This is a genomic window from Streptomyces sp. NPDC100445 (assembly GCF_044759735.1).
Taxonomy (GTDB): domain Bacteria; phylum Actinomycetota; class Actinomycetes; order Streptomycetales; family Streptomycetaceae; genus Streptomyces.
In genome coordinates, this window is the sequence record NZ_JBIVZV010000007.1 from 64,176 (window position 1) to 76,838 (window position 12,663).

A 12,663-nucleotide genomic window follows, 5' to 3' on the forward strand; every position below is an offset into this window, starting at 1 on the left:
CGGCTAGGCGAAATTGACCATTCTGATGTAGCGCACCCAGTCCCAGTTCGGTCCCGGGTCGGTGTGGTCGGTTCCCGGCACCTGGTAGTGGCCGATGATGTGCTGTCTGTCCCGGGGGATGCCGTACTTCGCGCAGATCGCCGCCGTCAGTTTCGCCGACTCCAGGTAGAGGGCGTTGGTGAAGTACCCGGGCTGGTCCACCCAGCCTTCGTGCTCGATGCCGATGCTGCGTGTGTTGTAGCTCCAGTTGCCCGCGTGCCAGGCGACATCGGCCTCGCGGACGCACTGGGCGACGTGTCCGTCCGCCGAACGTACCAGGTAGTGCGCGGAGACCTGCTTCTCCGGATCGTTGAAGATCGCCAGCGTGTCGTCGTACGTCTCCTGTGTGACGTGGATGATCACACGGTCGATGGCGTAACTGGCGGGGCGGCTGGACAGCGTGTAGTTCGAGGAGATGGCCGGCTGCCATTCGGCGGACGGATAGTCGACGGCCGAGGTCCGCGCGACCGCGACCGGGTCGGGAAGCAGCGGGTAGGAGACGGCGGCGAGCGCCGCGCTCTTCAGCAGCCGGCGTCGGCTGAGCGGGGGTCTGACTCGGTCCATGTCCATCGCGATCACCTTTCGAAGGTCTGCGGGTACGACGGGGAGGTCAGCGGAGCAGGGCTCGCGCGGTGTCGCGCAGCCGGGTGTGCACGCCGCGGTACGTCTCGCGCGTGGGCAGCCACTCCTTGCGGAGCTTCGCCACGCACGTGTAGTTCGTGTCACACACATTGGCCAGCGGTGACTCGACCGTCTGCGTGGTGAATTGGTACGCGTCCAGCTCGCTGAACCCGAAGTCGCGCACCAGCCACCGCACCAGGTCGAGCTGCGATATCCGGAACGCGTCCTCCAGCGGCCGGGCCGACCCGGTCGAGATGATGTGTGTATCGGACTCCAGCCGGGGCCACGGTGTGGCGATGCCCTTGAGGAGGTCCACGATCACCACCGTGTTCATGGCGCACTCCACGGCCACGCCACAGGTCTCGCCCTCACCCTGGCGGGCGTGCCCGTCGCCGAGACTGAGCAGGGCCCCTTCGACATTGACCCCGAGGTAGCAGGTGACGCCGGCTCGCATCTCGGGCGTGTCCATGTTCCCGCCGTGGGCGTCGGGGACCAGGGCGGAACGCACCTCCAGGTTGGCGGGGGCCACGCCCACCGTCCCGTGCATGGGGTCCAGCGGCAGCTCCAGCCGGATGTCGCTGTCCTGGGCCTGGAACAGGGCGGTGCGCCTGTCCCGGTCAAGTTGCCAGATCCAGACCCGCTCCGGCAGCGGTGGCTGGAGTGTGGCCGTGGTGTGCGTCGAGGTGAGCGCGCCGAAGAGGGGGACGGTCGTCGATGCCGCCCAGTCGCGTGCCGGTTCGATCGACACGAAGTGCACCGCCACCGTGTCCCCGGGCTCGGCGCCGTCGATGTGGAAGGGACCGGTCTGTGGATTGAGGTACGGGAACTCGCAGACCTTCGACACGAGATCCTTCTCGGAGCGGACCCGGCCGGCGAAGCAGTCCTCCGTGTACAGGTCGAGAACCGTACCTGGGGCGATCCGCGCCACGGGCGCCGCTCCACCGAAGGTCCAGGCGTACTGGTCCGGCTCCGGGCGCACGGTGAGGATCCTGGGATCGGCCATCGTGACATGACTCCCTTCTGGAGGGTGTTGGTCGGTCTGGGGCCGGGCGGCCGCAGCCGGGGACTTCGGCCCGGGGGACCGGTGTGTCCCCGTCCCGGACTGCGTCGAGGGGGACGTGAGGGCGTGTCAGTGCGGCACGGTGCCGTCACGCCGGGCGGCGGTCGGGTCGTACTCGTCGAGGTGGACCCGCGCGGTCGCGGCTATTCGCTCGGGGTGTCGCCGTAGCAGGATGAGCAGGACCACCACGCCCACCGCCATCCACACGCCGACGATCGGTCCCGCGTAGGACACCGGCGCCGTCAGTTCGGTCACGAAGTCGAACACCGGGAGGCCGGCGGCCGTCAGCAGCGCGGGAACGAACGCGGCGATGCCGAGCACCGGGAACAGCAGGTGCCGGACCGGTTTCAGGGCCGCCCGGCGGGACCGCAGGAAGTGCCCGGCGCAGGAGAGGTTCACCACGATGTAGACACCGACGACCATCGTGACGATCACGGTGGCGAGGAGCAGGAACGCGGTCACGGGGTCGTAGCCGAGACCGAGGCCCAGTACCGCTCCGAGGGCCACGGCGCTCTGCGCCGCGATGCCGGCCACAGGGGAGCGGTGCCGGGGGTGGAGCGTGGCGAGGATGCGGGGGAGGACACGGACACGGGCCATGGCGAAGGCCGTGCGGGTGGAGACGTTGGCGCCGGCGTTGGCGTTCGCGATCGTGGAGTTGATCACCGCGAGGAACACCAGCACCCAGAAGAGGCCGTAGGAGGCCCGGGCGACGCCCTCCCAGGACGCCCCGCCCGAGGCGCCGAACGACGCGAAACGATCGGGACCGAAGGAGACGGTCATGGCGTAGGTCGTCAGTACGTAGAAGACCCCGATGCCCAGCGCCGCTCCGAGGACCGCGCGGTGCATCGTGCGCCGGGGGTCGCACGTCTCCTCGGCCAGTGGCGCCGCCGCCTCGAACCCGGAGAAGGCCAGCACCGTGTAGACGGATCCGGCGAACACACCGGCGGCCCCCGGATAACCGGCCGCGGTGTGGGACGTACCGAACACCGACAGGGTGTTGGCGCTGCCCGCCCTGCCGATCAGCAGTGCCGCGAACACCAGGAAGACCAGGATCTCGAAGACGCCGAGGACGGTGCCGAAGCGGGCCGAGGCACGGACGCCGAAGTAACCTGCGGCGGCGATCACCACCGTCCCCGCCAGCGACCACGGCCACCAAAGCCCCGCCGGGTACGAGGACCATTCCGCGTGCAGCGTGCCCGCTGCCGTGAAGCCCAGCTGGAGGAGCAGCAGCGGCGGCACCAGCATCTCCACGAAGACGTAGGCCCAGCCCACGAGGAAGCCGACGGCCGGGTGCAGGCCGCGCGCCGCGTAGGTCACCACCGAACCCGCCGCGGGCAGTTCCCGCGCCAGCTCCGCCACGCATGACGCAGTGAACAGACAGGCCACCAGGGCGACCAGCACCGCCAGCGGCAGACTTCCGCCCGCGAAGGCGGCGCCGGACGGGATCGACGCGGCCACCGCGGCGGCCGGCGCCATCGCCGTGACGCTCTGGAACAGGACCTCACGCAATCCGATGGCGTCGCGTCGCAGTGTCCCGGTCGTCTCCCCGTCCATGTGTCCCCCGATACGTGTCGGTCCGCCGTCGCCTGCTGTCTGAGCGTTCCTCTCTCCGCAGCGTCCGACCGGACGTGACGGTCCGTCGGCTGCGCCTCGCGTGAATCACGGTACGGCGCGGTTCGGTCACGCAGAAGGGTCCGCCACGGTTCCGTGGACAACCCGTGCCCTGTGGAAAATTCGACCACTCGATCGGGCGATGACGGGGCGTCCGGAAGGGTGCGGCGCCATCCGTCACAGCGGTGCCCGCCCCATGCGTGAGCACGCGCTCCTACCGGTACGGCTCCGGCCGGTGCGCCACTCGTGCGGACGCGGTGCGGGGCCGGCCCGGTGCCGAGCGCGTCCGCCAGTCGTGCGGGTGGCAGGGCCACAGCGTGATGTGGGCGTCGGTTTCCTCGCGCCGCTCCGGTGGGCCGCGGTCGCGTGGCGCCGGGCCGTGACGACTGCCGGCCGCGTGCCGGAGCCTGGTGAAAACCGCGGCTGACCTCGCGAGAATCAGGTCGCCGGTGCGTCATCCGGACTCCCGGACGCGGCTGCTGCCGTGACCAGCGTCAGCGGCGGCCCGCCACCATCGCCGGATCGTCCAGGACCGCCCGCACGACCGAGTGCGCGGCGCCCAGCAGCGGACCCTGCGGACCGAGCCGGGACACCGTCACGGGACATGCCGGGCCCGCTGTCCGTCCCGACAGCTCAGCCTCCAGCGACGGCAGCAGCCAGGGCGACAGGCCGGCCAGGGCACCGCCCACGACCACGGCCTCGGGGTCGAGCAGGTTGACGGCCCCGGTCAGCGCGATACCGAGGGCCGTACCCGCTTCCCGCAGTGCGGCCCGTACCGCTTCGTCACCGTCCTCGGCGCGCTCCGCGAGCAGCCCCACCAGATCCTCGCGGGGCTCCAGTCCGGCCGCGCGCCGCACCGCCTCCTCGCCCGCGTACTGCTCCAGGCAGCCCCGGCTGCCGCAAGGGCAGGGGGGTCCGTCCGGTCGGACGGGGACATGGCCGAGCTCACCCGCGAATCCCCGGGTTCCGCGCAGCAGCCGGCCGTCCACGACGACCGCGGCGCCGATACCGATCTCCGCCGACACGTGGAGGAAGTCACCGGGCGTGCCGGCACCGAGCCACAATTCGGCCAGGGCACCGAAATTGGCCTCGTTGTCCACGGTCAGCGGCCATCCGCCGGGCACCAGGGGACCGAGATCGGCGTCGTGCCAGTCGAGATTGGGGGCCCGTACGACGGTGTGTCCGTCCCTCGCCACCAGTCCCGGCACCGCGATGGCGAGCCCGGCGGGCCAGAGTCCCGCCCGTTCGCCCTCCGCGACGACCTGGCGGACCAGTGCCGTCAGCTCCTCGGTCACCGGCTCGGGGGCCCGGCCCCGATTGGTCCCGGGCCGCACCGCCCGCGCGCGGACCTCGCCGCGCAGGTCGACCGCGCAGACCGCGAGATGGTCGACCCCTATCTCCGCGCCGATGCCGGCCGGACCCCGGGCGCTCACCGCGAGCGCCGACCCCGGCCGGCCCACGCGGCCCGGCCGCTCAGGGCCCAGTTCCTCCAGCAGTCCCCAGCCGATCAGATCGTCCACCAGGGTCGACACCGCCGCGCGCGTCAGACCGATCCGCGAGGCGACCGCGGCCCGGGACAGCGAACCCTCCGCGCTGACGGCGTGCATCACCCGCGCCAGATTGCGCCGACGCATGCCCTGCTGGGTGTCCGGCAGGGCGCGGCCGGCGCCCGGTGGGCGCGCCTCGTGCAGCGGTGCGGTCATGCCTCCGTCAATCCTCGGTGTCCGCGGCCCGGCTCCGCGCAGGCGGCCGGGTCACTGGTTCCGTGTTCCCCGCTCCAGCAGCGGGGCCGCGTCGGAGAGTACCCCGGTGATCCGCTCCAACGTCGTCCGGTCCTGCTCAACGGCCTCCAGGACCGGGCCCGCCGCGGTGTTCCAGCGGCGGGCGACCGCCGCGGGATCCTCGCCGGTCAGCACTCCGGCTGCCTGCGCCGCCGCGCCCAGGGCTACCAGTTCCCTGGCCTCCGGCACCTGTACGGGCCGCCCCGACAGCCGGCTCACGGTCCGCTGCCAGGCCGCTCCCCGCGCTCCGCCGCCGATCAGGAGCAACGGAACACCGCGGTCCGCGTCCGCGTCGAGGACCAGGTCGAGAGCGCCCAGCAGCGCGTGCACGGCACCGTCGTAGGCCGCCTGGAGCACTTGGCCCGCGGTCGTGTCATGCCGCAGCCCGTGCAGGAGGCCGGACGCGTGCGGCAGGTCCGGGGTGCGTTCGCCGTCCAGGTACGGCAGCAGCGTCACCGAACCGCCGGGTTCCACGGCCTCCCGGTCGCGGCCCAGCAGCGCCGCGACGCGGTCCACGGCGAGCGTGCAGTTCAGGGTGCAGGCCAGGGGCAGCCAGTCCCCGCGCGCGTCGGCGAAGCCCGCCACCGTGCCGGTGGGATCGGCCGGGCGGTGCTCGGAGAGGGCGTACACCGTGCCGGACGTGCCGAGGCTCAGCACCGGAGTGCCGGGCCGCAGGCCGAGGCCCAGCGCGGCCGCCGCGTTGTCACCGGTGCCCGGGGCCACCAGTGTGCCTTTGGAGAAGGGCAGGTCATGGCCGTCGCGGACGGTGCCGGCCACCTCGCCGGGCCGCGCCACCCGGGGCAGTAGTGCCGGGTCGAGGCCGACGTGCGCGAGAGTCGCCTCGTCGTAGGCCTCGGTCGCGGACGCCCACCATCCGGTTCCCGAGGCGTCGCCGCGGTCGGTGGTGCCCTGCCCGGTGAGGCGCTCGGTGAGGTAGTCGTGGGGGAGCCGTACCGCTCTGGTGGCACGCACCGCCTCCGGCTCGTGCTCGGCGAGCCACGCCCACTTGGTGACCGTGAAGGACGCCCCGGGCACGCTGCCGGTGCGCTCCGCCCACGCCGCGGGACCGCCCAGTTCCGCCACCAGACGGCGGGCCTGCGGCGCCGAGCGGACATCGTTCCACAGCAGTGCCGGCCGCACCGGCTCACCGTGCTCGTCCAGCGTGACCAGACCGTGCTGCTGGCCCCCGACGGACACCGCCGCCGCCTCGTGCGCCGCGTCGCCGCACTGGTGCAACGCCGCGCGGAGCGCGTCCCACCACCGGCGCGGATCACTCTCCCGGCCCGCGCCGTCGGTCACGGTGTGCGGTGCCTGGCCACTCGCCACGACCTGACCGGTGGCCGCGTCGACGACCAGCGCCTTCGTGGACTGGGTGGACGTGTCCACGCCGACGACGAGCGGACCCTCGGCTGCTGACATCGGGCTCTCCCTCTTCCGCGGCCAGGCGGAACGTGCGGTGCGCTGACGAAGACACCTCGTGGTCGAAGACATCTTGTCTCTTCCCACCGGTGCGTGCGCATACTAATTTGTAAATCGCCATGACGAATAGTCGTACGCAGCAAGGAGCCGCGGCATGAACTACCAGCCCACCCCCGACGACAGGTTCACCTTCGGCCTGTGGACCGTCGGCTGGCAGGGGAGGGACCCGTTCGGGGACGCCACCCGTGGTGCCCTCGACCCGGCCGAGACGGTGCGGCGCCTGGCCGAGCTCGGCGCCCACGGAGTGACCTTCCACGACGACGACCTGATCCCCTTCGGCTCCTCGGACACCGAGCGCGAGTCGCACATCAAGCGGTTCCGCCAGGCCCTGGACGCCACCGGCATGACCGTTCCCATGGCCACCACGAACCTCTTCACCCACCCCGTCTTCAAGGACGGCGCGTTCACCGCCAACGACCGCGACGTGCGCCGCTACGCGCTGCGAAAGACGATCCGCAACATCGACCTGGCGGCCGAACTGGGTGCCAGGACGTACGTGGCCTGGGGCGGGCGCGAGGGTGCCGAGTCGGGGGCCGCCAAGGACGTACGCGCCGCCCTGGACCGGATGAAGGAGGCCTTCGACCTCCTCGGCGAGTACGTCACCGAACAGGGCTACGACCTGCGGTTCGCCATCGAACCCAAGCCGAACGAGCCCCGTGGCGACATCCTGCTGCCCACGGTCGGTCACGCGCTCGCCTTCATCGAGCGCCTGGAGCGGCCCGAGCTGTACGGCGTCAACCCGGAGGTCGGCCACGAGCAGATGGCGGGGCTGAACTTCCCGCACGGCATCGCGCAGGCCCTGTGGGCGGGCAAGCTCTTCCACATCGACCTCAACGGCCAGTCCGGCATCAAGTACGACCAGGACCTGCGCTTCGGCGCCGGTGACCTGCGGTCCGCCTTCTGGCTCGTGGACCTCCTGGAGACCGCCGGCTACGACGGGCCCCGCCACTTCGACTTCAAGCCGCCGCGGACCGAGGACCTCGACGGTGTGTGGGAGTCGGCGGCGGGCTGCATGCGCAACTACCTCATCCTCAAGGAGCGTGCGGCCGCCTTCCGCGCCGACCCGGAGGTGCAGGAGGCGCTGCGCGCGTCACGGCTGGACCAGCTCGCCCAGCCGACCGCGGCCGACGGCCTGGAGGCACTGCTCGCCGACCGCACGTCCTTCGAGGAGTTCGACGTGGAAGCCGCCGCGGCCCGCGGCATGGCCTTCGAGCGCCTCGACCAGCTGGCCATGGACCACCTGCTGGCAGCGCGCGGCTGAGGCAGGGGGGTGCCGGGGCGAACGGCAGCGGCTCGCCCGGCTCGCCCCGGCCCCGACACTTCCCCGGCGCCCTGATGCCCACGCCCATACTTTCCCGATCTCCCGATCTCCCGGTCTGCCGGATGTCACCTTCCGAGCGACACCACGGTCCGGTTCCCCAGGGCGATCGCTCGACCCGGTGACCCGGAAGGGGCGTCTCAGGGATGTCTCAGGGTCCGGAGCCGGAACCGCGGAGAGCGGACGGCCGTTCTCAGATCAGAGAGCGGCAGCAGCCGCGAAGGAGGCGACGTACATGTCGAAGAACGCGAAGATCGCCGCAGGGGGCGTGGCGGTCGGGTTGATCCTGCTGATCTGGCTGCCCTGGTGGGTGTCGTTCCTCATCGTGGTCGGCGTTCCGGTGGCCGCGTACCTGACGCTGGACCCGTCCCAACGGCGCAGACTCCGCCGGGTCAGCCGCAAGGAGATCGGCCGCTGACACATGGGCACGCCGCCGCAAACTTGGCACGGCTGCCTGCTTGCTTACCAGGCCTGCCAGGGCGGGCCGCGCCGCCGAGAACCGTGTCAGTTCTCGGAGGCGCGGTCCCGTGGGCGCCGGGCGGCCGCCGTACCGCCGGCCCTGGCTCACAGGGGTCGCACGGCCATCTTGTCCAGAGCCTCCAGCAGCCCCGGCAGCTCGGGCCCCCGGCCCACCGGCAGAACCTCGCGGGGCTTCTCGTCGAGGAGTACGAACGCGATGTCGTCGGTGCGAGCCACGATCGACCAGCCGGGACCGTCGGCGCGCAGCGTACGGGCCTCACCCGGGGCGAAGGACGAGCGCACCCGGCCCAGGGGCGGCGGTGAGTCGAGGTACGCACGGGCCTGCGCGAGCACCTGGCGGACCCCCGAGGGACCACCTGGCGACGAGGCCGCGCCGGCTTTCGTGCCCGGCGTGCCCGTGACACCGTCCGTCGAGGCTTCGGCCGGCTCCGCCCGCTGAGCGGGAGGAACGAACGATGTGTCGTCGATCCGCTCCCGCCAGGTCACCCACTGAAGCGCGATCTCATCGGCACCGAGACGTCGCTGTGCCGGCCCCCAGACTCTGAGATCCGGCGGGCGCAGCGCGGGGCCGCCCGCCGCCTCGGGAGCCGGGTCGTGCGGAGCCGGCACGCCGGGTGCCGCCACCGCGACGGCCAGCGGCCACCCCGGCAGCGCGGTCACGACCGCCTGCTCGGGCGGGGACAGCTCGTACTCCATGCCGCAGTCCCAGGACGCGATCGCCACGGCGACCAGTGAGACGTCGTCGATGACGACCGTCCAGCGGGCGCCGTCCCCGTCCTGCCCCAACACCAGGCCGTACCCGTCGGCGCGCGGCGCGAGACCGAGGGCCGCGCAGGCCTCCGGGTAGTCGTCGCCGAGCACGCTCGGGAACTGCGCCGGCGTCAGCAGCACCGCCGTCAGCACGTACAGCGCGTCGTCCGCGGCAGCGACGGCCTCATCGTCCGTCCCGGCCATCCCAGCCTCCCCATTGGTTCGTCCATCGGCGCGCACCCTAGTGCCGGCGGGAGCCGCTTGTCACGGGTCCGCACACGCGCGGAGCAGCAGGTTTCCACCTGGACAGGGGCGAAACGGCCACCTCCGGAAGATGTTGTTCCTCTCAGGCGGCAGGCAGCCCGAGCAGATCTCGGGCCACCACCCGGGGAGGCTCGTTGCGCTCCCGAGCCAGCGCGACGACCGCCCGGCAGGCCAATTCGCTCACGCCGAACGACAGCGCCTCCGGCGAGACCCAGGCCGCCGCCTCCTCGATCCCGTCCTGATCGTCCTGCGCGCGGGCCACCACATAGACGGCCGCCGCTTCGAACAAGTTGTGCGTGCGCCGTTCCCCGGATTCCGCGGGCCGCGTCTGCGCGGAGGCGCGGAGCCTGTCGGCGTACCTGCGAACGATGTCGAACACGTGGACCACCCTCTCCCCGTACGCGATCAGCGTGAGCGCTCATCTGCTGTTTTCCACCGTAGAGTTGCTGACGCGACGGCATAAGGGGATGCGGGGCGGCGGCTCGGATGTGTCCGTCGGCTGCAAGCGGTGACCGACACACCGAAGATCCCCGGACTGCACGGCTCCCCGGTGCGGCACCGGAGCGACTGGGCGGCTGACCCCGTCGAGTGAGGTCAGGGTGTCGCGCAGCCGTCAGGGAGGGGGACGTTGCGGCAGGCCACCTTCGACAGCAGGGGAAGTCACATTCGGTGGACCGAGGCGGCGGGAGCGGAACCGGCCCGGGTGCATCTGCACGGTTTTGGTTCGAGTCCACCGTGTACCACGCGCACATCGCGGCCAGGTCCGGGCTCGCGGGTCGGCGCAGCCTCTTCGTGGATCTCCCCGGGCACGGCACGAGCGACCGTCCCCGAGGCTTCGGTTGCACGCTGGAGGAGCACGCCGAGGCGGTCGCGGCCGCTCTGGACGAGGCCTGGCTGACGCCACCCCCCGGGTCAGTCCCGACGGACCGCGAGCGCGAGGAACCGCGCGTCCTCGTCGGCGTAGGACGTCATACGCCAGCCCGAACGGCCCAGGAGCGGACCGAGGTTTCCTTCGGCCCGCAGATCGTCCGGAGTGATCTGACGGCCCTGCCGTGCCGCCAGGGCCGCGCGGCCGATGGGGTGGAAGAGCGCGAGCGTGCCGCCCGGCCGGACCACACGAGCCAGTTCCCGCAGATCCTCCGCCGGACGCGCCAGGTGGGCGATCAGGCCGGCGGCGAACACGGCGTCCAGGCAGCCCGGGCGCAGCGGCAGCGCGGCGACGTCCGCGAGCAGCAGCCGGCCGTCGCGGTGCCTGCCCTCCCGTACGGCGGCTCGGAGCATCGCCGGGGTCAGGTCGGCGCCCAGCACCGTCCCGGAGGGGCCCACGGCAGCTCGCAGGGGCGGCAGTGCCCGTCCCGTGCCGCAGCCGGCGTCCAGCACGCGGTCACCCTCCCGCAGCCCGAGCCGGGCGACGGCGGCGGCGTAGGCGGGACCGTCGTCCGGGAACCGGCTGTCCCAGTCGGCCGCCCGCGCGGTGAAGAACTCCTGCACGTGTGTGTGGTCGTCACTCATGCCCGGCATGATCTCCCAAGGCCACGCGAGTCATGTCTGTGCGCACCTTCGAGCGGACCGTGATCGTTCTGTCGCATCTCTGTGTCACGTTGCGACACCTACCGAATGCGCCACCTTTGTGAGCCCCGTTCCGGGCTAGGGTCCCCGAGGTCATGGTATTCCGGAGCACCCGGCCACCGGCCGCGGTCGGCCCTCCCGAGAGAAGTAAGCATGGTCCGAGAGCACATCGACACTACCGGCGTGGCGTTGAAGATCCTGATCGCCAGCGGGTTCGGCGCAGGCAAGACGACCCTGGTGGGAGCCGTCAGCGAGATCCGGCCACTGCGCACCGAAGAACTGCTCAGCGAAGCCGGTCAGATGGCGGTTGACGCCGAGCGAGCGGGCCGGGAGGTCGTCACGACCGTCGCGACGGACTTCGGCCGCATCACCATCCGGCCCGGCCTGTCGCTCTACCTCTTCGGCACACCCGGGCAGGACCACTTCCGGTTCCTGTGGGACGAACTGTCCCAAGGAGCACTCGGCGCCGTGGTCCTGGCGGACACCAGACGCCCGGGGCACTGTTCACCCGCCGTCAAGTACTTCGAGCAACGGCGCATTCCGTTCGTCGTGGCCGTCAACTGCTTCTCCCCGACCGGCCCCCACGACGGCGCCGATGTGTCCAGAACGCTCGGCCTGGACCCCGGCACCCCCCTGGTCTTCTGCGACGCGCGTGACCGTGACTCCGGCAAGGAGGTGCTGATCCGCCTCGTCGAGTACGCCGGGCGGGTGCACAGCGCCCGGCTCCTGGACCCGGTCGGCTGATCCGACCCTCAGGCCGCCAGATCCCGCACGGCCACCACGTTCTCTACGGTGACCCGGACGAGCAGCTCGCCCGGCACGCCGTTGCGGGCACCGTACTCCTCGGCGCGCTCCTGACCCATGTACCGGGCGGCGATCCGAGTGGCCCAAAGGCGCACCTCGGTGAGGTCCTCCGACAACCGGGCCCGGCCGCTCACGACCACGAAGTGGAAGGGTGGCCGATCGTCGTCCACGCAAAGGGCGACCCGCCCGTCACGGGCCAGATTGCGTCCCTTCACCGTGTCCTTCCCGGTGTTGAAGACCAGTTCGTCCCCCTCCAACACGAACCAGATCGGAGCCACGTGCGGGCTCCCGTCTGCGCGAACGGTGGACAGCTTGCCGGTGCGGGTCCCGTCCGAGACGAACGCCCGCCACTCCTCATCGGTCATCTTCTCTGCCATGGCCCCATCCTGCTTGCCCGTGCGCCGGTCGTGGGGAAGGCTGGCGGAGAGGTTCCTCCAGCCAGGGGGAGACATCCCACGGGGAGAAGGACATGGTGCGGAACCAGGGACTCGGCTGGCTCCTGGATGACCTGACCGAGCGGGTCGACCACGTGCGCCACGCGCTGGTCCTGTCGAACGACGGACTGGTCACCGGAGCGAGTACGGGCCTGCGCCGTGAGGATGCCGAGCACCTGGCCGCCGTGGCATCGGGGCTGCACAGTCTCGCCAGGGGTTCGGGACGCCACTTCGGCGCCGGCGCAGTCCGCCAGACGATGATCGAGTACGACGACGCCGTCCTGTTCGTGACCGCGGCCGGCGCGGGCAGCTGTCTGTGCGTCCTCAGTGGGGCGGAGGCCGACATAGGGCAGATCGCCTACGAGATGACCCTGCTCGTCAACCGGGTCGGCGAGCACCTCGGCGTCGACGCCAGACAACCCGAGAAGACGCGCACCACAGACATCTGACCAG

Annotated in this window: 13 protein-coding genes and 1 pseudogene; 5 read left to right on the forward strand and 9 right to left on the reverse strand. The window is 71.7% G+C overall.

Features of this window, described 5'->3' with window-relative positions; genetic code table 11:
- Window positions 1-3: 3 nt before the first annotated feature.
- The 5 genes from ACIQVT_RS18465 to xylB form a co-directional block, all read right to left on the reverse strand.
- Window positions 4-603: an N-acetylmuramoyl-L-alanine amidase gene (locus ACIQVT_RS18465; RefSeq protein WP_403754245.1), complete on the reverse strand. Its 600-nt coding sequence runs from the start codon at window positions 601-603 to the stop codon at window positions 4-6.
- 46 nt (window positions 604-649) lie between these two features.
- Window positions 650-1,663 carry an acetamidase/formamidase family protein gene (locus ACIQVT_RS18470; protein ID WP_403754248.1) on the reverse strand — a complete coding sequence of 338 codons (1,014 nt, stop codon included), beginning with the start codon at window positions 1,661-1,663 and terminating at the stop codon, window positions 650-652.
- 126 nt (window positions 1,664-1,789) lie between these two features.
- Window positions 1,790-3,274: an APC family permease gene (locus ACIQVT_RS18475; protein WP_403754251.1), complete on the reverse strand. Its 1,485-nt coding sequence runs from the start codon at window positions 3,272-3,274 to the stop codon at window positions 1,790-1,792.
- Between the two features lie 551 nt (window positions 3,275-3,825).
- Window positions 3,826-5,034 (reverse strand): ROK family protein, encoded by a 1,209-nt coding sequence (locus tag ACIQVT_RS18480; RefSeq protein ID WP_403754254.1) that lies wholly within the window; start codon window positions 5,032-5,034, stop codon window positions 3,826-3,828.
- Between the two features lie 51 nt (window positions 5,035-5,085).
- A complete protein-coding gene (gene xylB / locus ACIQVT_RS18485) occupies window positions 5,086-6,531 on the reverse strand; it encodes a xylulokinase (RefSeq protein WP_403754257.1) in 1,446 nt (481 codons plus the stop codon).
- A gap of 154 nt (window positions 6,532-6,685) precedes the next feature.
- On the opposite strand from xylB, the gene xylA reads away from it, so the two are divergent.
- On the forward strand, window positions 6,686-7,852 hold the full coding sequence (xylA, locus tag ACIQVT_RS18490) for a xylose isomerase (protein WP_403754260.1): 1,167 nt from the start codon (window positions 6,686-6,688) through the stop codon (window positions 7,850-7,852).
- Window positions 7,853-8,144: 292 nt separating this feature from the next.
- On the forward strand, window positions 8,145-8,327 hold the full coding sequence (locus ACIQVT_RS18495; protein WP_403754263.1) for a hypothetical protein: 183 nt from the start codon (window positions 8,145-8,147) through the stop codon (window positions 8,325-8,327).
- A gap of 146 nt (window positions 8,328-8,473) precedes the next feature.
- Here ACIQVT_RS18495 and ACIQVT_RS18500 read toward each other — a convergent pair whose 3' ends face one another.
- Window positions 8,474-9,343 carry a hypothetical protein gene (locus ACIQVT_RS18500; protein WP_403754266.1) on the reverse strand — a complete coding sequence of 290 codons (870 nt, stop codon included), beginning with the start codon at window positions 9,341-9,343 and terminating at the stop codon, window positions 8,474-8,476.
- Between the two features lie 142 nt (window positions 9,344-9,485).
- Complete coding sequence (locus ACIQVT_RS18505) at window positions 9,486-9,782, reverse strand: hypothetical protein (RefSeq protein ID WP_403754269.1); 297 nt, start codon at window positions 9,780-9,782, stop codon at window positions 9,486-9,488.
- A 249-nt stretch (window positions 9,783-10,031) separates the two neighbouring features.
- Here ACIQVT_RS18505 and ACIQVT_RS18510 point away from each other — a divergent pair.
- Window positions 10,032-10,303, forward strand: a pseudogene (locus ACIQVT_RS18510) (alpha/beta hydrolase); the annotation flags it as partial.
- Window positions 10,304-10,315: 12 nt separating this feature from the next.
- On the opposite strand, the gene ACIQVT_RS18515 reads toward ACIQVT_RS18510, so the two are convergent.
- Window positions 10,316-10,915 (reverse strand): class I SAM-dependent methyltransferase, encoded by a 600-nt coding sequence (locus ACIQVT_RS18515; protein ID WP_403754272.1) that lies wholly within the window; start codon window positions 10,913-10,915, stop codon window positions 10,316-10,318.
- Between the two features lie 210 nt (window positions 10,916-11,125).
- Here ACIQVT_RS18515 and ACIQVT_RS18520 point away from each other — a divergent pair, with 210 nt between their 5' ends.
- Window positions 11,126-11,716: a GTP-binding protein gene (locus ACIQVT_RS18520; RefSeq protein ID WP_403754275.1), complete on the forward strand. Its 591-nt coding sequence runs from the start codon at window positions 11,126-11,128 to the stop codon at window positions 11,714-11,716.
- 8 nt (window positions 11,717-11,724) lie between these two features.
- Here ACIQVT_RS18520 and ACIQVT_RS18525 read toward each other — a convergent pair whose 3' ends face one another.
- Window positions 11,725-12,153 (reverse strand): PPOX class F420-dependent oxidoreductase, encoded by a 429-nt coding sequence (locus ACIQVT_RS18525; RefSeq protein ID WP_403754278.1) that lies wholly within the window; start codon window positions 12,151-12,153, stop codon window positions 11,725-11,727.
- A 92-nt stretch (window positions 12,154-12,245) separates the two neighbouring features.
- Here ACIQVT_RS18525 and ACIQVT_RS18530 point away from each other — a divergent pair, with 92 nt between their 5' ends.
- On the forward strand, window positions 12,246-12,659 hold the full coding sequence (locus ACIQVT_RS18530) for a roadblock/LC7 domain-containing protein (protein WP_403754281.1): 414 nt from the start codon (window positions 12,246-12,248) through the stop codon (window positions 12,657-12,659).
- The last annotated feature ends 4 nt before the right edge of the window (window positions 12,660-12,663 follow it).

Bases quoted from the DNA above. Each gene is read 5' to 3' on its own strand.
- ACIQVT_RS18465 (WP_403754245.1), bottom strand. From the start codon at position 603: ATGGACCGAGTCAGACCCCCGCTCAGCCGACGCCGGCTGCTGAAGAGC.
- ACIQVT_RS18475 (WP_403754251.1), bottom strand. From the start codon at position 3,274: ATGGACGGGGAGACGACCGGGACACTGCGACGCGACGCCATCGGATTG.
- ACIQVT_RS18525 (WP_403754278.1), bottom strand. From the start codon at position 12,153: ATGGCAGAGAAGATGACCGATGAGGAGTGGCGGGCGTTCGTCTCGGAC.
- xylA (WP_403754260.1), top strand. From the start codon at position 6,686: ATGAACTACCAGCCCACCCCCGACGACAGGTTCACCTTCGGCCTGTGG.
- ACIQVT_RS18520 (WP_403754275.1), top strand. From the start codon at position 11,126: ATGGTCCGAGAGCACATCGACACTACCGGCGTGGCGTTGAAGATCCTG.
- xylB (WP_403754257.1), bottom strand. From the start codon at position 6,531: ATGTCAGCAGCCGAGGGTCCGCTCGTCGTCGGCGTGGACACGTCCACC.
- ACIQVT_RS18530 (WP_403754281.1), top strand. From the start codon at position 12,246: ATGGTGCGGAACCAGGGACTCGGCTGGCTCCTGGATGACCTGACCGAG.
- ACIQVT_RS18500 (WP_403754266.1), bottom strand. From the start codon at position 9,343: ATGGCCGGGACGGACGATGAGGCCGTCGCTGCCGCGGACGACGCGCTG.
- ACIQVT_RS18480 (WP_403754254.1), bottom strand. From the start codon at position 5,034: ATGACCGCACCGCTGCACGAGGCGCGCCCACCGGGCGCCGGCCGCGCC.
- ACIQVT_RS18515 (WP_403754272.1), bottom strand. From the start codon at position 10,915: ATGAGTGACGACCACACACACGTGCAGGAGTTCTTCACCGCGCGGGCG.
- ACIQVT_RS18470 (WP_403754248.1), bottom strand. From the start codon at position 1,663: ATGGCCGATCCCAGGATCCTCACCGTGCGCCCGGAGCCGGACCAGTAC.
- ACIQVT_RS18495 (WP_403754263.1), top strand. From the start codon at position 8,145: ATGTCGAAGAACGCGAAGATCGCCGCAGGGGGCGTGGCGGTCGGGTTG.